Origin of the sequence: Timaviella obliquedivisa GSE-PSE-MK23-08B (genome assembly GCA_019358855.1) — a bacterium.
GTDB lineage: Bacteria > Cyanobacteriota > Cyanobacteriia > Elainellales > Elainellaceae > Timaviella > Timaviella obliquedivisa.
Window position 1 is genome coordinate 24589 of sequence record JAHHII010000009.1, and the last position, 24260, is coordinate 48848.

Consider the following 24260-nt stretch of genomic DNA (forward strand, 5'->3'; position numbering starts at 1 on the left):
ATGACTGCTCAAATTTTGGTTGAAAAGAAGAAGTTAGTGAAACCGCCCCTAGGGCTGCATTATCTGGGCGATCGCGTCCTGCGACAGCCTGCGAAGCGAATTGCCAAAGTCGATGATGACATTCGCAAACTGGCAAGACAAATGCTCCAGACCATGTACAGTGAGGAGGGCATTGGTTTGGCGGCTCCCCAAGTGGGCGTACACAAGCAGATTCTGGTCGTAGATTGTGACACCGAGAATGCAGCAACACCACCTTTGGTGTTGATTAATCCGGTGATCACTAGTGCCAGCAAAGAATTTTGCGTGATCCAGGAAGGTTGCCTCAGCATTCCTCAAGTATTTTTAGATGTAACTCGCCCTGAAATGATTGAAGTATCCTACAAAGACGAGCAGGGCAAACCCCGAAAGCTAGTCGCGAAGGAGCTACTGGCACGAGTAATTCAGCACGAAATAGATCATTTAAATGGCGTTCTATTTGTCGATCGGGTGGATAATGTTTTGGCAATGAACCAAGAGCTAGTGAAGCAAGGGTTCGCGATAGATGCAGTTAAGCCTGTTTAGTAAAGAGAAGAAATCGAGTGACTCCAAAAAGTGGTGCTTTGTTGGCAGGTTCGTGCGTTGCGGCGATCGCGGCAGTGGGTTGTATATTTGAACTCTCTTCAGGAACCCCTCAACTGGGTGGGTTAATCACTGGAATTATCTTGGCATTGAGTACCCCTTTAACGGGTATCTTCTTTTATGCAGCCGTTCAAGATGCCAGAGCTAATGGGCAATAGCATAACCCTTTCCTCTCCTCCCTAGAATAATGACCGGATTACCTCCCCTGCCCGCAGTTCTCCGGCAAGTCTCTTGTAGCGGCGATATTGCTGCCTCTTACTCACTGATTGACCCTCAGGGAATGGTGATGGGGCGCGATCCCCAATGCCAAATCCTCCTCGATTCTGAAAGTTATGGGGGCGTGTCTCGAAAGCACGCAGAGGTTCGACCGTCCTTTACCTCACCAACAGGTTGGCAGGTCTGTGACCTTAGCAGCGCAAATGGAACCTATGTTAATGGGCAGCCGTTGAGAGGGTGTCGAAGTTTACAGGTTGGCGATCGCATCTCGTTGGCACAAGGAGGCCCCCATTTTATTTTTGGGCTTCAATCCAGTACTGAGTTTGTCGAATTGCCGACTAATCGCTCATTGGTTTCTCAGAATGGGAGTCCTGAGAATATTTCTGCCCTACCCGTTCACTCAGTAGTCGTCTCAGATGTCACCTTTAGCCAGTTATTTCCAATTCTTTCGACTGGGAGAGACTTAACTCAGAAGGCTTATTTACTTCCAGGGATTATTACGATCGCGTTTGTGGTTTTGATGTTTACTGCCATTGGTAAGTCAGATCTTTTCAATCTACTGCTGGCAGCTTATATTGCCGGGATTGCTTACTTTTTTGTCTACCAGCTTTGTGGCAAACGCAAGCCCTGGTGGGTATTGGCGGGTTCTGCGATCGTCACGGTGCTGGTATTGAGCAGCCCTCTTTTAGATTTGTTCGTTTTTGTGTTCCGGGATTTTCTACCCGGAAAAGTTTCTCAAAGCGCCGCATCAGAGAACTTCCTGCTGATGCTAGTGCGAATGTTCTTTGGAGCAGGGTTAATGGAGGAATTACTAAAGGCAATTCCTATCTTGCTGGCTTATGGCATTGGTACAAAGTTGCGATCGCCCTGGCGCGAAAAAATAGGGGTTTGGGAGCCACTTGATGGCATTTTACTAGGGACAGCCTCAGCCGTAGGATTCACACTCCTCGAAACATTAGGGCAATATGTGCCCTCAGCAAGCAATGACTTGATGCTTCAAAGTCAGGGTGCGGTAGTGGGTCTACAGCTACTAATTACCCGGATTTTGGGTTCTATCTCTGGGCACATGGCGTATAGCGGTTATCTGGGCTATTTCATTGGGCTGAGTGTTCTCAAGCCCTCAAAACGCTGGCAAATCTTGGGTGTAGGGTATCTTACAGCAGCCGGATTACATGCGCTATGGAATGCAACAGGAGCTTTGAATTTACTGGTACTAGCGCTGGTGGGTATCGCCTCTTATGCGTTTTTAGCAGCAGCGATCTTGAAAGCGAGGGCTTTATCTCCCAACCGATCGCAAAATTTTGCAACTCGCTTTACAAATTTGCCTTAGTTTGATTCTTCTCCAGCACCAGAACTTTGGAGAAGCGTATAGCGCGCCACTGCTAGGCTCAATCTAGCTTGTTCAATGCTCGATAAGTCATCCCAGTCTGTACAATGAACCGACTTTAGAACTGATTCTAGACTTTCAGATTCTGAACCTCGCATAGCGTAGGCAAAGGGGCGGGCAAGGACTTGCAAATCATCAGTATCCCAACTAGGCAGAATATCTTGAACACACTGAACCAATTGATCTGCCAAAGACAGGTTAGCAGAAGCAACTTGCTGTGCTCTTTGAATAATAATATTGAGCAACCGTTGAGGAACTTGTGTAGCAAAGCGTTGGAATACATCGGCAGCAAGACCATTGGTAGCAGGAACAGTCGCCCAAACTTGCTCTAAGTGGGTCGCAAAAATTTGTCCTTGCTCGGTTAGGTCTTCAGTCGTCCAACCCGCGTTCAAAACTTCCTGCTCTAAGTCAGCAAAATAGGACGCTGCGGTGAGGCTAGCAGGATCCCAAACATAAGAAGCCTGCTCTTGCAGGATTTGTCTTAGAAGCTCGATCTCAGCTTGAGATTGGAAAGCTGAAACACTAGGTCGTTGAGGGTCTTGGGTCATCAATTTACTCCCGAATTTTCTGACAGATGCGATTTGATATGCATGACTACATCTGCCTGTAAGCCAGTTCCGCAATTGTCTATTGCTTTTTAGATTATTCGACAACAAATTCTAATGCTTGGCTACGAGGATTGCCAAACCGCAGCTGAGTTTGGGAGCGCAGCGGCACTTCTTGCTGATGAACTTTGTGCCAGCCTTCATCGCTAGAAATCCAGGTGCCGTACCGAGAGCGATCGCGTAGTAAATAACTCGGCTCCAGATCATCTAGCCGCGAAGAATCTCGATAGAAAATCTCAGCGTGGTCGCGAGAAACACCCGGATGCTGTAACACTAAATCATTGCCCTCTCGACTGCCCACCCGCATGATACCGCCTCGAACAGACCAAACTTCAGGCGGGGTTTCTAGCGATCGCAAGTAAGCCGAGGGAGTTCGCTGTTCTCCCATCCAGGTGGCAGAGTACTCAGGGATTTCGGTCACGTTGCCTGTAAAGGGACGAAGTAGCTCACCATCAAACTGAGGGTGCATGTAGAGGACAGGCAACGTCCAGGCGGGTTGATTAAATTTGTACAGCGTTAAAAGATGCTGACGGGCAATGGCAACCGCTTCATCAATGGGCGATCGCTCTGCTAGTGCTTGAGTAAAAACTTGGATGAAGCTCAGAGCTTCTTGATCGGCGATCGAGTCTCGCATTCCCAGCACCGCCGGTACGCCATGATGAATCAGCACCTCTGCCAAACTGCTGCGAGGGACAGCTTGATGGGATTGCTGATAGGGCTGTGCGCCCCAGCAGGCATTAAAAACAGCGAGTTTAACCTGACACCGGACTAATACCTGCGCTAGTTCTGTCCCATTCATCGCTTCCCCAGGGCGCAAAAACAAAAGTCCGCCATCAGGCGCAGATACCCCATGCCCTGCATAAAACAAAACGTTGTAATCTCCCGTTTCTAGGGCTTGAACCAGTTCACCTGGAGTGGGTTGAATGAGGGTAGTCACTTGGCAAGAGGCTGGAGTAATGGCGCGGCGCGGCGATGCTTCGGCAACGCTCTCCAAAATTTTTGCCAGGGAAGCTGCCTCTCTATCAAGATTGAGTTGCGCCAAACCTCCCTTTGCAGATTCTTGTCCTAGCACCAGCAGAATTTTTACAAAGTATTCAGAGCGGAGCGGCGGCAGTGGGTCTACATCTGTGGTGGTGCGGCTAAACAAAAGCTGTTGACTTAGGGAGATTGCTTGTTTGCCTGCTTGGGGCTGCATAATTTCCCAGGGGACAGCAATTAATTCTGGGTCACGAATTTCCATTCGCACCCGCAGCGGACGACCTTGCCCAATGGCAATTCCCTGGCTCTGATTAAAGCTTCCTTGAATAGTTCCATCCAGCAGCCATTGCCAAAGGCTCATACCCAGGTGCTGCATTAACCGCCCTGTGTAGCTTGTAGGATGTCCTTCTGCCTTGGCATCAGGAACTAAGGGCGGTAAGGTCACGGGGAACCGAGGAACTTCGGGCAGGTCGCGGAGTGAAAACAGCCCTTGCCAGGAGTGCCAGGTTTCGGTCAGCGCGGGCGACCATAGGCGGTCGTGGTGAACATATCCCCCTGGATAGGGAGACTGCAAAACCCAGACGGCGTAGTGCTGCGGTTCGACCGCTGTTAACCGAGCGATCGCCAAGCTAAGACAAGGAGTATCCAACAAAGACATGTAGCGGGTACTAATCCCTCTAAATAAATAACTAAGCTGCCATCCCTAATGTATCAGTCCCTTCCCAACTCGGCTCTTTCCGAGAACGTTCTCGTAATCAAACCTGCTTAAACCTGCTTATGGAGATGCCGTTTTTTTGCAAGCTCCCTGTTGCTGAGGAGTCGCCTGAGCAATGGGCACTACCCAGGCACTAATGTCAGACTCCCGAATCCAGCCCTCCTGTCCTGACGTTAACGAAGAATCAAGTTTTGAGACTGGAACAGAACACACCCTAAATTGCACCCACTGTCCCTGCCGAGTCGTGCCTCTCTTACTCACAACCTCCAAAACTGCGTCATTAGGAATCGTGCCGATCGCCCCAGGAGAACTGGAAGCAGGTGGAGAAAGCGCTATCCCAGTCCTCGTATTGGAACTGGTATTGGGATTAGGAGCAATTGGCTCAAAGAGTAAGACAAGAGGCGGGAGAAGGGCAGGATTTTTGGGGTTCAATTGCACCAATGAACCAATTTCTAAAGGGGTCACAATTGGACTAGCAGAAATAGTTGAGCTAGGCTGAGGGCTAATTGGTGGAGCGGATCCAGGAGCAACTGCCTGTTTAACGCCCGACAACCAGAAGAGAAACCCTAATAATCCTGCAATGCCCAACAGCGCTCCAATACCGAGTAGTAGCAGCCTAGAAGAATGCTGTTTAGGAGGAAGAACTTGAGTTTTAATCCCGGATGGAACAGGCTCTGCTGAGTAAGGCTGGCTGGTCTGAACAGAGACTGGGGCAGTAGAGGTAAACTGATCTGACCAGCGTTGTTCTGAAAGAACGGAGGGCGATGGGGGCGATGAAGGGGTTACTTGAACATAGATTAAGCCTACCGTGACGTTATCGTGTCCATTCTGGGTATTGCCAATCTCAACGAGGCGCTTGCTAACTGTTTCAATGTCAGTCTTTCCTTCTAGCAAGGGCAGAATTTCAGTTTCCCAATATTCCTCCACGCGATCGCCATCACTCAAGCCATCCGAACAGAGCAAGAACACACTGTCTTCGTCCAAGACAAATCGCTGCACATTGGGATACAGCAAACTAGACGCACTCATTCCTAATGCTTGTACTAAAGACCCAGAGCCAGGTTGCTGAAGTGCTTGTGGATAGGTACAGTACCCTAACCGGACTTCCCGCGATGCCACATCATCATCTAACGTGACTTGATGACAGCCGTAGCGGGTAATCCAGTAGGCGCGACTGTCGCCGACATGGGTGATATAAAGCTCGTGGGCGCGAATCAGTCCCATGACTAAAGTTGTGCCCATGCGCTGACGGTCTAGGCGCTGTTCGCTATCGTTACGGCGGCTGATCTGATCATTGGCAAGGCAAGCGGCTTTTTCTAATTCCACCATCAAAGTCGCGGCATTGGAGCTTTTGAGGTCGAGGGATATAATTTGGTTCTGAATTGCTTCGATCGCCAGGTTTGAGGCTACATCTCCTCCCTGGTGACCCCCAATACCATCGCACACAACTACTAGAGGATCTTGTACCGAGAGCAGGGCTTGAACGATGCCACTGGGGGGATAACAAGCATCTTCGTTGCGCTGGCGCGTTGGGCCTTGGTCTGTGCAGGTGGCGGTTTGCACGTGCCGAGCCTGAGCTTGACCCACACGAGCGATCGCATTATCAAGATAATCTATCAACAATTCAATGCTATAAATTTCACCTTGAACTAATTGCGGGCAGATCTGTTGTAAAAAAGAGGCTACTTCGGGTTGTGCGATCGCCGCCCAAGACTGCCAAAGTTGCCCAAGTTGCGCCAAAGAAGGCTCATTTTCGCGATCGCTCTGCAACTCTACTAACCGCAGCAACGAACCTTCTACTTTTAATAATTCAGGATTCAACAAACCTGGGCCAACCTGCTCACTATTAAACGGTTGCCATAAGTTCGCCATCTGCCATAGCCAATTCAACTGACGCAGTGCAGTCGCTTTTCCCCATTCATCAGTTAGGGCAGGCAGAAGTTGGACATTGAAACCCTCTCCCTCTAATCTTTCCACCCAAAGAGCCGCCTGTTCTAGCAACAAAATAGGACTAGAAGCCTGTCTTTCTAGCCAGTCATAAACCTGTGGCACATGAAGTTGCCAAGGTGAAAGGCGCAAGTAGGGCACTAATTGAGGGGGAACCTCGGCAGGATTATTGGGAAGAAGTCCTGGCTTCGTATCAAGAAAAATGTTCTTAGATTTGCAGAGATATCGCCCTGCTAGCAATTCATCAGGGTCATAGCGATCTTTGCCTACTGCCCACAAATAGCGCCTGATTAAAGGCGTACGACAGTTCTGACAGAACTGATTACCTTCAGGATTGGGCGTTTGGCAGGCGGGATTATGGCAGTCAAGCATCGCCATGAGTAATGGAGCCAGGAATACAACGGTTCCATCAGGATATCGTATCTCGATTTTAGATTTTGAATTTTAGCTCTGAGATTTTGAATTCTTTAGAGATCAAGGTGATTGGCGGCACCGTTATCATCGGCAGCACGGGGTAAGCCAAGGCTGTAGTTTTTGACGCGGCTGTTGAGGTTGTAGGAAATGCCGCCTGCTTGAAGGAGCGATCGCACAAACTGTTCTAAATCTGACCCAATTCGACGCAAGTTGTAATCGGTCAACTCTACGGCTTCAGAAGCATCTACCAACTCATCAAACTTGCGATAGACCTGCTGAAGAGCGGTGTCATTCCAAAGCAATTCGTTGTCAGGGTCAACATCTAAGGTCAGTGTGTCGGGACTAGGCACCAGTTCGTTATTTGTATTTTGAATGTTAGCCGCAAAAATGCGAACATGACGGGTTGTAGACTTGAGCAGCATAGGTTTTAGGGCTTAGGAAACGAGGGTGTTGTCAAACAGTATTCGGAAATAGTATAAGTCGAATTCTCAACGATCGCGGTTCTCCTCCCTATCGTTGTCAGATGACTGTACTCTTTAATTCTGATCGCTTTATTATTGACTGCTCTCAAATTTCTGACAGGCGTTATGCTTGGGGATGTTAAACTTGCCCCTGCCCAAAAGAGGACGCGATCGCATGAGAATTCCGAAATCTCAGGATCAGGACAAGCGCGATCATCGTGACCTTAACCTGAATGCTCAATCTGGCAAAAGCCTCGCTTTGGCGCACTTAAGCAGCATCTTCAAAACCTTGTCGATCATGACCACAGGGGGAGCGATCGCCATTGGGTTCATCATTTTGGCGGGCATGTGGCAAACTGGAAACCAATTTTTCGGGAAGCTCTCTGGCTTATTCAATGCGCCTCAGCCCGAACCACAAGTTGATGTGCGATCGATGGTGGTACAGCAAATCCGTCATGCCAGTGAGCTAACAACCGCAATTTTCACTATGGAAACCGTGGTGCCAGCCAGCCGCGATCGTACCCTTGGCGGCTACGTTGTTGGCAAAACCACCCTCCTCTACATCGCCTACGGAGAAGTTCGGGCAGGCGTTGATTTGTCTGAGTTAAAGCCTGAAGATGTGCAACTCAATGGCGATACCACCATTCTTCGCTTGCCGCCACCGCGAATTTTAGACAGCAAAATCGATGTCAGCCGCTCTAAAGTTTATGACTACGATCGCGGATTTTTGGGCTTGGGTCCCGATGCTGCCCCAGAGCTACAGGATCTAGCGCAGCGGCAAACGTTAGACAAAATTGTGGCTTCTGCCTGTGCCAATGGTATTTTGCAGTCGGCAAGCGATCGCGCCAAAATGACCGTGAACCAACTCCTCATGACTGCGGGCTATCAAAAGCTAATCGTTGAGAACCAGCCTCCCTTAATAGACTCTTGCAAGCTCAGTACGCCCGTAGAAGTACCGCTACAATTAGCACCTCAATCCGCCCTCTAAAGTTAGCCTTCAGCAGAAACCGCAATGGCGATCGGGGAGGAATACAGAGGAAAGAGCGATCGTATTAAGCCCTCATAAATACTGCTAGAAATAGTTGCTCCTAGCCCCAATGTGGGAAAACTACCCTAGTTGTAAGCATTACTGGGGTCAAAGGGTATGCGTAGGGATAATCAACTTAACGGAGCCATTAACGTCGGACTCGTGACTAATCGGAACGGTAAAGTTGGCAGAAAGGATCTTGATGACTTGTATCAATTTAATCTATCTGGGCGGAGCAGCCTAGGTGTCAACCTTTCTAAAATCTCTAAAAAAGCCAAAGTCGGAGTTGAACTCTACAAACTTAAGCGCCCCCTTGAAGAAGTAAGGGGAAATGTTGGCAACATTGACTTTAGCCAAATTGATCGGTCAGATCTCAGCACCAATTTTGAACTTATCCGTTCTGCCAAGGCACGCAATCCCAGAGGCTCAAAGATTGCCCTCAACCCACTTGACTCTGGTGATTATGTCATCCGAATTCGGCAAAGCGGCAAAATAGACAGCAAATATCGCCTCTCCATCGTTGGCGCGCTGCTCCCCGAAGATCCCATCCCAATGCCTGACCCTATTCCCACACCTGACCCTATTCCTACACCCGATCCTATCCCTACTCCCGATCCCATACCCACTCCCGACCCAACTCCCATTCCGATCCCCGAAGATGGCAACTCTTTAGCAGGTGCTCGTCCTTTGGATTTCTTATTTACAGCCCAAGGTGGCGTTGTCAACGATGGCGACCAGCAAGACTACTACAAATTCTCGGTGCCCAGCACCAGCGCTGGCGACTATAAGTTTGACCTCTCAGGGCTAACGGCTAATGCCAATGTTGAGATTCTCGACATTAACGGAGTTTTGATCAAAACTACGACGACTCTTGGAAATCAGGCTGAGTCGATACTTGTTCCTTTAAACGAAGGAAGCTATTTTGCGCGGGTGTTCCAAGGCACTCCAGGCGCTACAAGCAACTACAGTCTTAGTATGTCCTTGCTGACTGATGGCTTTACAGGAACCCTGGCAGGCGGAGCAGATAGTGCTTCATTGCTAACGCCCACAACCGTTCTAGGGGTACTGGCATCTAACTATGTATTAGATGGCGCTAAGAATTCTACAGAAGACTTATTCAAGATTGTGGTTGCTCCAGGTGAGCGCAAATTCTTAAACTTAGAACTCAAAGGTATTTCTGGCGGAAGTTTAACAGGCAACTTAGATGTTGAGTTATTTGGTGCTGACGGATTTGCTCCAACTGCAAATACTTCTATTTTGACCTCATCACGATCGGGCAACAGCGCCGAAGTTTTTGGCGGAACCCTAGATGAGGGCACGTACTACATTCGGATTAAGCCAGGGGTAGTTGGAACCCGCGAAGGATCTGAGTACAGCTTATCAATGTCACTCAACCCTAAAAACAGCGTTCCGACTATTACGCGAGACATTAACTATGGAAGAACTCAGATTCTTGATGATAACAACGCTGTCATTGGAGAGAATGGCAATAGTTCTGATGCCAAGCTTCTCACCAAGGTCGGTGGATTAGCATACTTCTCTGCTTTCGATGGAGCCGATACCGCTCTTTGGAAAACTGATGGAACTCTGAAAGGGACTCAGAAGCTTAAGTCTTTCTCTGGTTCTTTGAGCAACTTTACCGAAGCTAATAACTTCCTTTACTTTGCAGGAAATGATAGCTCAACCGGAACTGAACTTTGGAGAAGTGATGGAACTGCCAGTGGGACAGTCTTGGTAAAAGATCTACGAACAGGAAGCAATGGTTCTAGTCCTACAAGCTTGACTGCCGCAGGAGGACGACTCTATTTCCTCGCCAACAATGCCTTAGATCCTAATGCTCGGCAATTCTACAGAACTAACGTAGCAGGAACAGATATCGAAGCCGTTCCTTTTGCTGTTGATCCTGCTGACCCAGTTTATGGGGTTGGAAATCTTGCTTTCTATAACAATACGCTCTACTTCTCGGCAGAACAGGGTGCGAATAGTAGCTCTATTGGCAAAGAGTTATGGCGGATAGATAATCCGGGAGGCATTTCGCCAGGAGTACCGATCAGTCAAGACCTTAACCCTTCCCGTAGTTCCAACCCTAACGCGTTTGTGGTGGCGAATGGCAAGCTGTATGCATCTGCGGTCGTGTCTGGTACTACCTCCTCCCTTGTAAAAATTGATGGTAGTGGTGCCACTTTAATTCAGAGTGGTTTGACAGATCCTAAGAGTTTTGTGGCGGTCGGTAATACACTCTACTTCTCAGGCCACACGACCGCTGATGGAACAGAACTATGGAAATTGGATACCACTACTGACACAGCATCTCTTCTAAACATTGCCTCTGACACAACAGGTTTTGGGACTCTAAGTTCCCGTCCCAACAACCTAGTTACAGTTGGAACCTCAGTCTATTTCTTTGCAGATGCAAACGATGGCATGGGTGAAGGGCTTTGGAAGGTTGATAGTGGCTCGACTCCAATGCAGGTCAGCATTACAGACGTTTCTAATGGAATGGGCACAAACCCTGAGGAGTTAGTGGCGATCGGCAGTTCTCTTTACTTCTCGGCACTTAACACGACCAAAGGCAGAGAGTTATGGTCTTACAACACTGCCACCAGCACAATGAAGCTAGTTGACATCAACACGAAAGCTGATCCGAATGATTCTAGCAAGACCCTCAGCTCCAACCCTGAGCGTTTGACCAATATTGGCGGGTCGCTGTACTTTATTGCAGACAATGGTCTAGATGGTATTGAGCTAATGTCTCTTTAATAGAGTCATCTCGCAAACTGCTTAGAGGCATAAACATTAAAGTCCCCTGACCTCTTCAAGAAGCCGGGGGGCTTTTGTATTCAGCCTACTTTTCGCTTGATTAATGAGATACAGGGCTAGAGGGCTGCTTATTAAAGTCAGGCAATTCAACCATGGCTAAAGATTGGCGCTTTTTGAGGGGACGCAATGGATAGACCAGAGGCGAAGGAGAGTTTTGAGAATTTGCGACAAAGGCAGGAACCGAGCTTTGAGGCACTGGATTGAGAGGAGACTGAACTGCTGCGGGCTGTCGAATCGTTGGGGATTGAACAGCCTTTTGAACAGGAGCTTCAACAGGTTGAGGTTTGGGAACTGGCACCGATGCCAAAACTTGGGGGGAAATTGGCTGAGGGGAAGCTGCCTGAGAGGAGACTGCGGGAACATCCCAAGGGTCTTGCTCAATGTTGGCTGTGGGAGTGGCGTTTTCTAAGGCGGCAAAGTCGATCGCCTCAAAAGCAGCAAAATCTCCAGAAAGACTAGCCTTTACCACATCTTCGGTGGACACCTCAATCAGCCGGGCTAAATCTTGCCACAAAGCGTCTTCTGCATCTGCCATTGGCACTTCTAGGGGCGGCGGCAAGATCTCTTTGGGTTCGGTGGCGATCGGTTGGGCAGGCTTATGCATCAATTCACTGGTCAATTCGCTGACCGCTGGAGCAGAGACGGGTTCAGGGCTCGGAGGGGCGATCGTCGATTGCAAGGCATCAACTGGGAACGGTTCAGCCAGCATGGCTTCGGCAATCAAATCGGCTAGAGGCTGAACGATCGAACTGATGTGCGCCATGAGAGCCGGGTCGTCGGCAACAGGATCAAGGGTTGGATCAAGGGTTGGATCAGTTACGGGATCAATTTGCGAGTGGATTGTGGGAGGGGCGACCCTTGCGGTATCTGCGGAGCAGCGCGCTTCTTCTTTCCAAACTTCCTCAGAAGATGCTGAGACAGCTTGCACCGAGGGCATGTGAGGCGCTTGCAGTTCAGGTAAAGTAAAGGTAGGAAGATTCAGATTCTCGTTGGGCTGAAGCTTTAAGTGAGCATCCTCAGATTGGAAGTTATCCAATGCACCCGGAGTAATATTCATCCAAGGCATTTTCCCTGGCATTGAATTAGACTGTGCTGCCCAAGGCTTGATGCGCTGGGCTTTTGGCAAGAAAAGGTAATCGCTTGCAGTTTGAGCAGAGGGTAACTCCTGACCTTCGTATTGGGGCACCGGAACTTCTAAGCATTTCTCCAATGCTGCCTTGAACTGAAGAGTGTAGCGCTGCTGACGATAGAGACGAGTTTGCAAGTCTCGGCAGTTGCCTTCAGTTTGAGCGAGGATTTGGGACTGCTCGGTGTAGCGCTGTTGCAGCAGAGAGGTTTCTCGCTCTAGTTGTGCCACTCGTTCCTGGCTGGCTTCAAGTTGATCGGTAAGGGTTTCGAGCAAAATCTGCTGCCTTTGATTGGTTTGGTGGGCAAATTCAAGTTGGTTGTAGAGCGTGGTGATTTGCTCTTGAGCCTTGGGTAAGTTCTGGGGCATCGGTTCGGTAGACTCAATGCAAGGGAGAGAACTATGGCTTTGCTCTAGTGCTTCTTCCAGTTGGGAAACTCGATCTAACAAAGCGCTATTGCATTGGTTGAGTTCCTGAATCAGGCTGACTAAATCGGCGAGTTCGGGAGGTTCGGCTGGGTGAACAGATTCCTCAGGCTGAGATGATTCAGCGCTAGGGGCGATCGGCTCTGTCTCTGCTACCTCCACTGCCCCATCTGTTGGAGTCATTTCAATCTCCGCCAAAGAAACTACCAGAAAATCGACTTCTGAGTCTTCTTGCTCATACATCCCTGTAAAAGGATCTCTCCAAATCAAGGGTGCTTCGTCCATTGACTTAGATTGATGAGGATCAGGCTGATTGTTGGAAGGGGCGTTTGATTGACTCATAGGTTTGACTCTCGGACGGGCGGATACGCGAGCGTTAGATAAGGTTTTGGGCTAAAAAGACAGTGTACTACTGAGTTTCGGGTGCCTTAGGAAACACGTCAATTTAACTCCTAATTTATTAGCACAGAAAAAGATTTTGGTGACACCTTATTTAAATTCATTTTCAAGTTTTCAAGTTTTGATAATGCGTGTTACCTCAAGGCGGTCTGGAGAAACGCTTGATGGGTTGAGGCTCGATCGATCAACACCTGAACCCGATCTTTGGAGAGCGGGTCGCCATTGGCGTATAGGTCTAGCCACTCTCGACTGATTGCCTGGGGGTCGAGAGGAATCTGATTCATTGTCCATCCAGGAAGCTCCAAATCTTGCATCAGTTGGCTTACCTTCGGGTCGTAGCTGAGCGCAAAACAGCGACATTCTGCCGCCGCTGCCATGATTAGCCCATGGAAACGCATGGCGATCGCCATTTCCACTCCCCGAAATACGCCCATCAGTTGCTTCGGATCGCTCAAAGCAAGAATGTGGCTATTGGGCAAGCGAGAATGGATAGACTGGGCGATCGCTAAATCCTGCACAGGCTGGAACGGAATCAGCAAAATACAAGTCTCAGTCGCCTTTTGAAAATCTATCAGCCCCAAGGTCAACGCCTCCAGCCGCTCTGGGGTTAACCCTGGATGGGCACGCAACGCGATCGCCACCCTCGGCGCTGGCAAATCCCACAGGTTAGGAACAGGTTCGGCTTGCAACGCCCAAACCGGATCAGGAGCCAGAGTAAAGGGAATTTGCCACTCTGCTAGTAAAGCCGCTGAGCCGCTGTCTCGGACACTGACCGCCGTACAGCCTGCAAAAATGTTGCGGGTTAGCCAGCGAGTTGAGGCGCGCTTGAGAGGACCAATACCCTGCGCCCAGGCGATCGTTGTTAATCCGCGTTGTTGTGCCAGTCCCATTAAGCCGCCGTAGTAAATGGGGCTAAAGGCACTAGTAGCATCTTGCATAAGACTGCCGCCGCCCCAAATCAAGGCATCGGATTGGCGCAGGGCACGGAGCACCTCAAAGGCTGACTGGCGATCGCAGGCTTCGACCTGATAGCGATCGCGGGTTTCTGCTGGGTTGCCCGATAACACTATAGGCTGAACATGACGAGGCAGCATTTGCAGTAGAGTTGCTAACAGCGCCTCATCTCCACCATTCCCTTTGCCATAATAACCACACAAAACTGCCCGCATTGTTAACCAAATTCCAGTAACATAACCCTTACCATAGTCTGTTTTGAAAACTCCATGAACGCCCTTTCAATTCCAACCTGGATGATTCATGTCTCTAGCGTCATTGAGTGGATTGTCGCTATTTGGCTAATCTGGGTTTACAGCGAAGTGACAGAGAATCCAACGTGGCGCGGTCTTTCGTTTGCCATGTTGCCTGCATTAGTCAGCGCCATGTGTGCTTGTACCTGGCATTTTTTTGATAATGATCCTTCGCTAGAGTGGCTGGTTGTGGTGCAAGGTGCCACGACTTTGATTGGAAATGGAACGCTATGCTTGGCAGCTTGGTGGATTTATCGATCGGGTCAAGAAGAGAAGGAAGCGAAATAAAGGTCATTTGTCTAAGCGCTATCTCACTGTTCTAATCACTTCTAATTACCGAATCATTTGTGCCGCCTCATGCCTCCTGAAACTTTGTTTGGTTTATCTCTTTTCCCCTACCTGGGTTTTCTTTGGTTCCTTAGCAAGGCGAAGCAAACTCCCAGGCTAGGGTTTATTGGGTTTTGTATGACTTTAGTATTTGTGGCAGTCACGATCCCGGCGGGGATTTATGCCAAGGTCGTTTACGGGGAATCACTGGCAAACGTTGACTTTTTGCATGGTGGAGCAGAATCTTTCCTAACGCTGGCAAATATCTTGGTGGTGATAGGGTTTCAGCAGGCGATCGCCCAGCAGCGCGCTTCTAAACAAGCGCCTAAATAAGTCTCCTCTTCCCGTTGGGTTTCGCCATCTCAGCGGGAACCCTGGAAAGGTGAACGCCCGTGTGCGCTACCTATTATGACTTGTTGCCTTAACCCTCAATGCCCAAACCCAATTAATTCTGACAAAGCGAGTAGTTGTCAAAGCTGCGGTACACCCCTAACCTTGCTGCGAGGACGGTATCGAGCGGTGCAGACCTTAGGACAAGGTGGTTTTGGAAGAACCTATTTAGCGGTCGATGAAGATCGCCTCAAAAGCCGTTGCGTCATCAAACAATTTGCGCCTCAAGTCCAGGGCAAATCCATGGAAAAAGCGATTCAGCTTTTTAACCAAGAGGCAGTTCGTTTAGATGAGCTAGGTGAACATGCCCAAATTCCTACCTTGCTAGCGTACTTCGAGCAGGGGGGCTATCTCTACTTAGTGCAGCAGTTTATTGAAGGGCAGAGTTTACTTCAACAGATGCGGCAGCAAGGCGCATTTAACGAACGGCAAATTCGGGAGGTGCTGTCGGATGTGCTGCCAGTTTTACGCTTTATCCACAAAAACCAGGTGATTCACCGAGATATTACGCCTGCCAACATTTTGCGCCGTCAATCGGACGATCGCATCATTTTAATTGACTTTGGTGTCGCTAAACAGCTTGATGCTGAGGCTGGAGTTGAGGCTGGAACTCGCATCGGCACTGAGGGTTATTCTCCTTTAGAACAATTCAGGGGCGGCAAGGCTTATCCAGCCAGCGATCTCTACAGCCTAGGAGCCACTTGCCTTCATTTAATGACTCAAACCCGTCCCGACAATTTGTACGATCCCCTTAACGGACTTTGGACTTGGCGCGAGTATTTGCAGAGAGAAAAAGGAGTCAGGGTTAGCGACCAGATTTCTCATATTTTGGATGGAATGCTGAAAGACTTGGTGAACGATCGCTACCAATCAGCCGATGAAGTCATGCGCGATCTGAACGCCGATTCGTTCATGCCTGCTTCTGCCCCAATGCAATCCACAGTCCCCTATTTAACGGCTCGTCCCTCTGCTCCGCCCCAATCAGTCTCGCAATCACCTCCATCCAGAACGCTTACTTCTCAGCCCCAAGTCTCTAGACCTCCAGTTTCGCCGCCCTCAAGTTCTAGACCTGCAATTCCACAACCCGCAACGTCCCACGCCAGCCAGCAGCCAGTCATACCGATTCCCCAAGCTGCAACACCTCAGGTTCAATTCCCTGGTGCAAAGGCAGCGATCGCGTCAACAACCTCTCGCTGTCTTTTAACGCTCACGAAGCACTCCTCGTGGGTGACCAGCGTGGCAATTAGCCCTAATGCCAAAACATTTGCCAGCAGTAGCCTAGACGACACGATCAAAATTTGGAATCTGCATTCCGGCGAAGAATTACTGACCTTGCGGGGACACACCCGCGGCGTGAATGCGATCGCCATTAGTCCTGATGGTAAAACCCTAGTCAGTGGCAGTGATGACTACACCATCAAGTTCTGGAGCTACCACACGGGCACACTTCTAGGCACGCTGAAAGAGCACTCACGAGACGTGAATTCAGTAGCCATCACCTCAGACGGCAAGTTTCTGTGTAGCGGCGGCGAAGACCGAGCCATTCGGCTGTGGCACATGGGAACGGGCGCTCTGCTGAAAACGCTGACGGGTGTAGCTGGAATGATTAAGACCGTAGCAACCAGCCCCGATGGGAAAGTCTTGGCAAGCGGCGGGTTAGATAACAAAACTAAGCTTTGGAATCTGCAAACTGGGGAACTGCTGCAAATTTTGGTTGGACATTTAGGATGTGTTAACGCGATCGCTTTTAGCTCTAATGGGCAGTTTTTAGCAACAGGCAGTAAAGATAAGACGATTAAGCTCTGGAATGCTCGCACTGGCGAAATGATCGGCACGTTAGCTGAACATACTAGAGACGTGCAGGCGATCGCCATCACCCCCAACGGCAAAATTCTAGTGAGTGGAAGCGGCGATACGACCATCAAACTATGGGACTTAGGGACAGGCAAAGTGATAGAGTCTTGGTCAGATCATGCCGATGCGATCAACGCGATCGCCCTTAGCCCAGACGGCAAGCGCCTAGTTAGTTGCAGCGCAGACAAGACCGTTAAAATTTGGTCGATGCCTCTCTATTAGGCAACCCGCAAAACTCAACAAAAAGCCCGCCAGGTTGTTCTTTAAGGGGATGCAGAGAGAAAATGGGCAGTCAGAAAGCAGTCCAGAGAACCCAAAGTATAAGTAATTCGGGTTTAAACGAAGTTTTTCATTACGAATCCCATTCAACTTATCCCCTATTCAGAGGTTGCAGTGCTGATGTTTTCTCGTAGTATCAGAAAGAGAGTTTTCCCGGAGAGCGAATCCTGACCTTCTTGTGAGTCGTTCGGTTTGCTGTGGGTGAACTCGTAATTGCCGTTTAAGAACATTGAGAGGACTACTACATGGCAACTTTTAAGGTCACGTTAATCAACGAAGCTGAAGGGCTAAACACCACCATTGAAGTTCCTGATGACGAGTACATCTTAGACGCTGCTGAAGAGCAAGGTCTAGACTTGCCCTATTCTTGCCGTGCGGGCGCTTGCTCCACCTGTGCAGGAAAACTGACCTCAGGAACCGTTGATCAATCTGACCAATCCTTCTTGGATGATGACCAGATTGAGGCAGGTTTCGTGCTCACCTGTGTGGCTTATCCTACTTCTGACTGCACCATCAAGACTCATCAAGAAGAAGAGCTTTACTAGGCTGAGTATTCGTCAAGGATGAACGGGTTAGAAGTTCTCTAATCTTGTCCTTACCATTCTTCTAAAACAAGCAGGAGCGCACCTAGCCCTCCTGCTTTGTCTTGATTTAAGAAAATTTCACTTTGTACATCTGAAACAATTCTCCTGGAACCGTTTTTGTAACTTGTCCACCCGCAGCCTTAATGGTCCTCTGCCAGTCAGCTAATGATTCTAAGAAGACCTCAGCCCCCAAGTATGTCTCTAGAATTGCCCAGTTCTCAGCTATCTCAGCGCCTGGATCAACGACATCAAATACAAAAAAACCGTCTGGCTTCAAGACTCGCTTGACATCGGTTAAAACAGCTTCCCAGTAGCTGAGGGGGAAATAGCAGCTAAATCCAGTTGCAATTACCCAGTCAAACTGGTCGGCGGGATAGTTCAGTTGATGAGCGGCTCCTAGTTGCACGCCCTTGAATAGTTTGGAATTTAGCTGAGAGCCACGGGAGTTCAGGGCTTCTTTTGCCACGATGCTAATGTCTTGTCCATAAAAGAAGGCATCCCATTCTGCCCAAGGGTAAATGAGGAAGCTCAATCCGCAGCCCAAATCCAGGCATTTTTGCTGTTTGCGAGGTTTAGCAACTTCCCAAAAAGGTGAAGCAATTTTGCTTGCCAAAGCGCCGGAAGCCCATTCTCGAAAAATAGGCATGGCTTCGACCTCTGCGGGCAAATCGAAGGGTTCTCGGCGGTATTCTTTGTTGTAGCGCAAGGCGACTGCCCCAATTTGTTCCTCGGAAATAGCAGCTGGGCGATCGCCGAGAAAATTAACCAAATCTTGATTTTTAGATTTTTTCATCAATATCAATCTAGCTATCTGTCTATTCTGTCTACATATACGTGATACACGTGCATTAAACCAGTAGAGTCGAGATTTTCTAAAAACCCCGACTTCTAAAGTACTACCGACCTTTGAGCGCCTTAGTAAAATTCTGACGGTAGCCTTTGTTAGCAATTAGGAACACAGGCCAAAGTGCAGTCAGGTAAAGTTTTCCTTCACTAAAGTTAGTCCGGTTAAACCCCGCCCAAAATTTCCAAGCGCCCCAGATATAAACACCCAATACAGCAAAACTTAACCACACAGGCATAATTTAATCTCCTTAGCTGACCTAGATTCTATTGACATTCATCGACCCAATGACGTGAACCGACAAAGGCTCATAAAAGCCAAAGGTTCCTTTTAAGTGTAGATTAGCCGACTGAAGTCTTGCGAAAGATTGATTATGCTCAACTTACATTCCCAAGACCTTAGGAAACCTCTACGATGCGGGTATAAGGGAAAGCGTCAAAGGAGGCTTGTATGAGAGCAGTGCTGATGGCGGGTGGTTCAGGGACAAGGTTAAGACCGCTCACGTGCGATCTACCTAAACCAATGGTGCCTATTTTAAATCGACCCATTGCCGAACATATTATTAATTTACTGCGACGGCACCACATTACCGAAATTATTGCCACGCTGCATTATTTGCCAGATTTAATGCGGGAATATTTTCAAGATGGGGCAGAGTTTGGCGTGCAAATGACCTATGCCGTTGAAGAAGATCAGCCCCTCGGCACAGCAGGCTGCGTTAAAAATGTGGCGGAATTGCTGGATGAAACGTTTCTGGTGATTAGTGGCGATAGCGTCACCGATTTTGACTTGGGTGAGGTGATTCGGTTTCATCGGGAGCAGCGATCGCAAGCCACCATTGTCCTAACCCGTGTGCCCAACCCGATGGAGTTTGGCGTAGTGATTATTGATGATCACGGTCGTATTCAACGTTTTTTAGAAAAACCCTCTAGCAGCGAAATCTTTTCTGATACCGTCAATACAGGCATCTACATTCTCGAACCTGAAGTCTTGGACTATTTGCCAGAGCATCAGGAAACCGATTTCTCTAAAGACTTGTTTCCGCTGCTGCTAGAAAAAGGCATTCCTATGTATGGCTATGTAGCAGAAGGTTACTGGTGCGATGTGGGCAATTTAGATGCCTACCGCGAGGCACAGTACGCAGCACTCTATCAGCGGGTCAAGCTGGAAGTAGACTATGGAGAGCGATCGCCCGGTTTTTGGGTGGGGCAAAATACCTACATTGATCCGACCGCTCAGATTGGGGCTCCGGTACTCATTGGCAACAACTGCCGGATTGGGGCACGGGCACACATCGACGCTGGCAGCATCATTGGCGATAACGTCATGGTGGGGGCAGATGCCAACTTAAAGCGCCCCATTGTGTGGAATGGCGTGATTTTAGGCGAAGAGGCACAGTTGCGCGCCTGTGTGGCGGCGAGAGGAACCCGGATTGATCGGCGAGCGCAGGTATTGGAAGGGGCGATCGTGGGTTCTCTATCGGTGGTGGGTGAGGAGGCGCTGATTAACCCAAACGTGCGCGTCTGGCCCAGCAAACGGATTGATCCGGGCGCAACCCTCAACATGAATTTGATTTGGGGGCAAACGGCACACCGCAACTTGTTCGGACTGCGTGGCGTTTCGGGACTGGCAAATGTGGATATTACCCCTGAATTTGCTGTCCGGTTGGGCGCAGCGTTTGGTTCCACCCTCAAACCTGGCTCTCAAATTGCAGTATCTCGCGATCAACGCAATGTTTCTCGCATGGTATCGCGATCGCTGATTGCAGGTCTAATGTCCGTTGGCATTAACATTCAAAACTTAGAAGCAACCGCTATTCCCGTTGCTCGAACCGTTGTGCCAACATTGATCGTTGCAGGCGGCATCCATGTGCGAGTACATCCAGAGCGATCGGATCATTTATTAATCGAGTTTTTTGATCACAAGGGCATCAACCTTTCTAAGTCGCGTGAGAAAAAGATTGAGGGCGCTTATTTTAAGGAAGACTTTCGGCGATCGCAAATTCAAGAAATTGGCAATGTCGTCATTATTACGCAGGCAAACGACCTTTACAGCACCAGTTTTGAACGTCATCTCAACGGCGAAGCGATCCTCCGGAGCAGTTCTAAAGTAGTCATTGACTACGCCTACGCTGTTTCGGGAGCAGTGTTACCGCAGCTTCTCGCCAAGTTTGGATGCGATGCCGTGGTTCTCAACGCCAGCCTCAATCAAATTATTCCCTCTGCCTCCGATCGGGAGGTGCTGTTGAGCCAGTTGGGGCATGTTGTAGAAGCGCTCAAGGCAAATATGGGCTTACAGGTAGCAGCAAACGGTGAGCAGTTTATTTTAGTGGATGAATCGGGCAGTGCCATTCGGGGCGAAATGCTGACTGCACTTATGATACATATGATTTTGAGCGATCGCCCTCGCGGCACCGTTGTTGTTCCTGTCAACGCCACCAGCGCTGTCGAACAAATTGCCCGCCGTCACGATGCCACCGTTATTCGTACTAAAGCTAACCCCACAGCTTTAATGGAGGCTTGTCACACCAACCCCAACGTTGTCTTGGGCGGCAGTGGCGAAATGGGCTTTATCTTCCCCCAACTCCATCCAGGTTTCGATGCCATGTTCTGCATCGCCAAACTGATCGAAATGCTCTCGCTTCAGCAACGCGATCCTTACAACCATGTCCCCCGTACCCTCGGACAAATCCGTGCCGAGCTACCCCGGCTCTCCCATCGCACCCTCACTGTGCGCTGTCCTTGGGCGGCAAAAGGTTCCCTCATGCGGCGCTTAGTAGAAACCCACCCACCAGAGCATTTAGATTTAACCGATGGCGTGAAAATTCTTAACCCTCAGCATGACAGCTGGGTGCTTGTTTTACCCGATGCGGGCGAACCGTTGGTACACCTCTACGCGGATAGCTCTGATCGGGGTTGGGTGGATGAAACCTTGCGAGAATACCGGGCATTTGTACAAGGATTTGTAGACGAGGATCAAGAGCAGGAGGAAAACGCCATGATGGAGATGGATTGATTTCTCCCAGAATTTCTATTCAGCCTGTGCTAACTGCTTGAGGGAGAAAGTTGCTGCCTCTGAAACATGAGAATGGCTGTCTTTTTCCAAATAGTGCAAAGCTGAGATGCTTTTGGGGGTTGGCAAGTGCCCCAAGGCTTCAGCAAGGCGTTGTCGAACCAGCCAATCTTCGGACTGGGCAAAGCGAAGAATATGATCGACCGATTCGAGGTCTTTAATTTCGCCAAGGGCAGCGATCGCCGCTTGTTGCACCACAACTTCTTTACTGTCCAAAGCCTGGATCAACACATCATGGGCACGGGGATCTTTGAGATTACCCAAGGAAACCGCCGCGCTAAAACGCACCAACCAGTCTGTATCTTCGTAAAAAGTGCGAACGAGGGGTTCAAAGGCTCGGGGGTCTTCTAAGTAGCCTAAAGCACCCGCCGCATCGGCTCGAATGCCGTAGTCAGGGTCATTTTCTAAGAGCTTAATTAGAATAGGATAGCTTTCGTCGGTGGACTTCACACCCAGGGCAAAGATTGCCATAGAACGAATTTGCAGGTTTTTGTCATCCAACACTTTTTTGATGAGCGGCATCGCATCTTCGGCAGGCACGTTGCGTAACGAAGCAAGAGCTACCATGCGATCGCGGGTGCTTTCACTGTCTAGCTGGGCAGAAATCTCTTCTAGAGTTTGGTGGCTCATAAATCTTACCCTTTTACATAAGTTTACATTCTCCTCATTATAAGAGGTGTTCGAGTAAAACCTTACTTACGGAAAACGCTACAATCGACCCAACCAAATTGAGCAACAACTTCTGAAAGCGAGCTTCAGCAGCAATTTCATTGGAACGCCAGTATGGATTTATTCTTTGCGCTGCTTTGTTCATTTGTTTTACTGGTATTGAGCGTCACTCAAGGCGTTTTTGTTGCTTATCCCTTGCTAGTGGCTATGACGCTCATTGTCGCTATGCTAATGAGACGCGGCTTTGAGTTAAAAGACCTGCTGCAAATGGCATGGAGAGGGAGTCGGCAATCGGTTCCAGTCTTTAGCGTGCTGCTGTTAATTGGCGCAGTCATGGCAGTTTGGATGGCAGCAGGAACCGTTCCAGCGATCGTTTATTACGGCATTCAACTCATTTCTCCCAGCTATTTTATTCTCTTGGCGTTTGCCCTCACTAGTTTGGTGTCTTTGCTAATTGGCACTTCGTTTGGGGCAGCCGGAACCATTGGGTTAGCGCTGATGATGATGGCAAAAGGCAGTGACGTTGATCCACATATTATTGCCGGGGCGATTATTTCCGGGGCTTACGTAGGCGATCGCTGTTCGCCCATGTCGTCGGGGGCAAACCTCATTGCAAGCATTACTCAAACAAACCTCTACACCAACATTCAAAATATGTGGCGGACTTCTTGGCTGCCCTTATCTGCATCTGTGGCGTTGTTTGGGTTAATGTCTTGGCTGCATCCTGTACTCATAACTGATCAGTCTTTTTCGCAAAACATTCGCCAAACTTTTCACCTCAGTTGGATTAATCTATTGCCTGCCTTGACCATTGTCGGACTTTCGTGGGCACAAGTTGAGGTGAAATTATCGATGCTAGTTAGCATTGCTGTTGCAAGTGCGATCGCCCTCCTCTACCAGGATTATTCATGGCAAGAACTATTCAAATTCATAGTTTTTGGGTTTGAGTTAGAGAAATCTCACCCGCTCAACGCCATTTTGGCGGGCGGTGGCATTGTCTCTATGCTGCGTGTCACGCTAGTCGTTATCATCTCAACAGCATTCGTCGGTATCTTTTCAGAAACCCGCGTTTTAGAAGGTATTGAAACCTTACTATCTAGGGCAAAATCTCGCAGCGACTATTTCTTAGGAACTTGCATTATTGGAACTGGGGCTGCTGCTTTTGGGTGTACCCAAACGATCGCCATCCTGTTAACCCAGCAATTGGTGGAGAAGAAATATCAAGAGAACGAGCAGGGTCACTATCAGTTAGCGATCGACTTAGAAAACAGTGTCGTGGTGATCGCTCCACTCATTCCCTGGAACATCGCTGGGCTTGTTCCCGCAATCATTCTGATGACTGACCCTGGCTTCATTCCTTTTGCCTTTTACCTGTACCTGTTGCCTTTAATAAATTTGCTACAAATTGGATTAAATCACTCGCCACCACGGTATATTTTTTCTAGACCTTACCGGAGCAACATATGATCCCTGGCGAACTGTTGGTTGAAGCAGGTGAAATCGAACTGAATGCAGGTCGGGAGACTGTGACGCTAAACGTGGCAAATATAGGCGATCGCCCTATTCAGATTGGCTCTCACTTTCACTTTTACGAAGTCAACTCTGCCCTTAATTTTTCTCGAGAGCAAGCTCGAGGAATGCGGCTTAATATTCCAGCAGGCACGGCTGTGCGATTTGAGCCAGGCGACGATCGCCAAGTTGAACTGGTAAGCTTTGTGGGCAGTCGTCAGATTTATGGGTTTAATGCGAAGGTTGAAGGGGCATTGGATGCTGTACCCAATGAGAAGAAAGATAAAAGCAGCAAAGATGGAAAAGAAGGTAAGGAGAAGAAGAAGTCAAAATAAATCACTCTAGA

At 49.0% G+C, this 24260-nt stretch carries 21 protein-coding genes; 12 read left to right on the forward strand and 9 right to left on the reverse strand.

What is annotated here, in order from left to right:
• The 3 genes from def to KME11_15965 are packed head-to-tail and all read left to right on the forward strand — an operon-like array spanning position 1 to position 2164.
• On the forward strand, positions 1 to 561 hold the full coding sequence (gene def, locus KME11_15955; GenBank protein MBW4516703.1) for a peptide deformylase: 561 nt from the start codon (positions 1 to 3) through the stop codon (positions 559 to 561).
• A 17-nt stretch (positions 562 to 578) separates the two neighbouring features.
• Positions 579 to 776 carry a hypothetical protein gene (locus KME11_15960; GenBank protein ID MBW4516704.1) on the forward strand — a complete coding sequence of 66 codons (198 nt, stop codon included), beginning with the start codon at positions 579 to 581 and terminating at the stop codon, positions 774 to 776.
• Between the two features lie 29 nt (positions 777 to 805).
• Entirely contained in the window at positions 806 to 2164 is a 1359-nt protein-coding gene (locus tag KME11_15965) for a PrsW family intramembrane metalloprotease (protein MBW4516705.1), read from the forward strand.
• Here the strand turns inward: KME11_15965 and KME11_15970 are convergent.
• From KME11_15970 to KME11_15985, 4 genes are all read right to left on the reverse strand, one after another.
• Positions 2161 to 2769 carry a hypothetical protein gene (locus KME11_15970; GenBank protein MBW4516706.1) on the reverse strand — a complete coding sequence of 203 codons (609 nt, stop codon included), beginning with the start codon at positions 2767 to 2769 and terminating at the stop codon, positions 2161 to 2163. The two genes, KME11_15965 and KME11_15970, sit on opposite strands and share 4 nt — an antisense overlap.
• A gap of 94 nt (positions 2770 to 2863) precedes the next feature.
• Entirely contained in the window at positions 2864 to 4462 is a 1599-nt protein-coding gene (locus KME11_15975) for a CHAT domain-containing protein (GenBank protein MBW4516707.1), read from the reverse strand.
• 117 nt (positions 4463 to 4579) lie between these two features.
• Entirely contained in the window at positions 4580 to 6844 is a 2265-nt protein-coding gene (locus tag KME11_15980) for a protein phosphatase 2C domain-containing protein (GenBank protein MBW4516708.1), read from the reverse strand.
• Between the two features lie 89 nt (positions 6845 to 6933).
• A complete protein-coding gene (locus tag KME11_15985; protein MBW4516709.1) occupies positions 6934 to 7302 on the reverse strand; it encodes an NAD(P)H-quinone oxidoreductase subunit M in 369 nt (122 codons plus the stop codon).
• Positions 7303 to 7516: 214 nt separating this feature from the next.
• On the opposite strand from KME11_15985, the gene KME11_15990 reads away from it, so the two are divergent.
• Positions 7517 to 8329 carry a DUF4230 domain-containing protein gene (locus KME11_15990; GenBank protein MBW4516710.1) on the forward strand — a complete coding sequence of 271 codons (813 nt, stop codon included), beginning with the start codon at positions 7517 to 7519 and terminating at the stop codon, positions 8327 to 8329.
• A 156-nt stretch (positions 8330 to 8485) separates the two neighbouring features.
• A complete protein-coding gene (locus KME11_15995; protein MBW4516711.1) occupies positions 8486 to 11128 on the forward strand; it encodes a hypothetical protein in 2643 nt (880 codons plus the stop codon).
• 100 nt (positions 11129 to 11228) lie between these two features.
• Here KME11_15995 and KME11_16000 read toward each other — a convergent pair whose 3' ends face one another.
• Positions 11229 to 13082 carry a hypothetical protein gene (locus tag KME11_16000; GenBank protein ID MBW4516712.1) on the reverse strand — a complete coding sequence of 618 codons (1854 nt, stop codon included), beginning with the start codon at positions 13080 to 13082 and terminating at the stop codon, positions 11229 to 11231.
• A gap of 191 nt (positions 13083 to 13273) precedes the next feature.
• The gene (csaB, locus tag KME11_16005) at positions 13274 to 14308 is read right to left on the reverse strand and encodes a polysaccharide pyruvyl transferase CsaB (protein MBW4516713.1); all 1035 of its coding nucleotides are present in this window, start codon (positions 14306 to 14308) and stop codon (positions 13274 to 13276) included.
• A 54-nt stretch (positions 14309 to 14362) separates the two neighbouring features.
• On the opposite strand from csaB, the gene KME11_16010 reads away from it, so the two are divergent.
• The 4 genes from KME11_16010 to KME11_16025 all read left to right on the forward strand — a co-directional run bounded on the left by KME11_16010 (position 14363) and on the right by KME11_16025 (position 17781).
• Entirely contained in the window at positions 14363 to 14674 is a 312-nt protein-coding gene (locus KME11_16010) for a DUF2499 domain-containing protein (GenBank protein MBW4516714.1), read from the forward strand.
• Between the two features lie 69 nt (positions 14675 to 14743).
• Positions 14744 to 15046, forward strand: a complete 303-nt coding sequence (locus KME11_16015; GenBank protein MBW4516715.1) for a DUF3593 domain-containing protein — start codon at positions 14744 to 14746, stop codon at positions 15044 to 15046.
• 75 nt (positions 15047 to 15121) lie between these two features.
• Positions 15122 to 17179 (forward strand): protein kinase, encoded by a 2058-nt coding sequence (locus KME11_16020; protein ID MBW4516716.1) that lies wholly within the window; start codon positions 15122 to 15124, stop codon positions 17177 to 17179.
• Positions 17180 to 17481: 302 nt separating this feature from the next.
• Positions 17482 to 17781, forward strand: a complete 300-nt coding sequence (locus KME11_16025; protein ID MBW4516717.1) for a 2Fe-2S iron-sulfur cluster binding domain-containing protein — start codon at positions 17482 to 17484, stop codon at positions 17779 to 17781.
• 106 nt (positions 17782 to 17887) lie between these two features.
• On the opposite strand, the gene KME11_16030 is transcribed toward KME11_16025, so the two are convergent.
• On the reverse strand, positions 17888 to 18613 hold the full coding sequence (locus KME11_16030; protein MBW4516718.1) for a class I SAM-dependent methyltransferase: 726 nt from the start codon (positions 18611 to 18613) through the stop codon (positions 17888 to 17890).
• A 103-nt stretch (positions 18614 to 18716) separates the two neighbouring features.
• Complete coding sequence (locus KME11_16035) at positions 18717 to 18902, reverse strand: hypothetical protein (GenBank protein MBW4516719.1); 186 nt, start codon at positions 18900 to 18902, stop codon at positions 18717 to 18719.
• A 212-nt stretch (positions 18903 to 19114) separates the two neighbouring features.
• Between KME11_16035 and KME11_16040 the strand changes: the two genes are divergently transcribed.
• Positions 19115 to 21679 (forward strand): mannose-1-phosphate guanyltransferase, encoded by a 2565-nt coding sequence (locus tag KME11_16040; protein MBW4516720.1) that lies wholly within the window; start codon positions 19115 to 19117, stop codon positions 21677 to 21679.
• A gap of 15 nt (positions 21680 to 21694) precedes the next feature.
• On the opposite strand, the gene KME11_16045 is transcribed toward KME11_16040, so the two are convergent.
• Positions 21695 to 22366: a HEAT repeat domain-containing protein gene (locus tag KME11_16045; GenBank protein ID MBW4516721.1), complete on the reverse strand. Its 672-nt coding sequence runs from the start codon at positions 22364 to 22366 to the stop codon at positions 21695 to 21697.
• Between the two features lie 153 nt (positions 22367 to 22519).
• On the opposite strand from KME11_16045, the gene KME11_16050 reads away from it, so the two are divergent.
• Both KME11_16050 and KME11_16055 read left to right on the forward strand, forming a co-directional pair.
• The gene (locus KME11_16050) at positions 22520 to 23872 is read left to right on the forward strand and encodes a Na+/H+ antiporter NhaC family protein (protein ID MBW4516722.1); all 1353 of its coding nucleotides are present in this window, start codon (positions 22520 to 22522) and stop codon (positions 23870 to 23872) included.
• Positions 23869 to 24249 (forward strand): urease subunit beta, encoded by a 381-nt coding sequence (locus KME11_16055; protein ID MBW4516723.1) that lies wholly within the window; start codon positions 23869 to 23871, stop codon positions 24247 to 24249. The genes KME11_16050 and KME11_16055 overlap by 4 nt, the downstream gene beginning before the upstream one ends.
• Positions 24250 to 24260 lie beyond the last annotated feature (11 nt).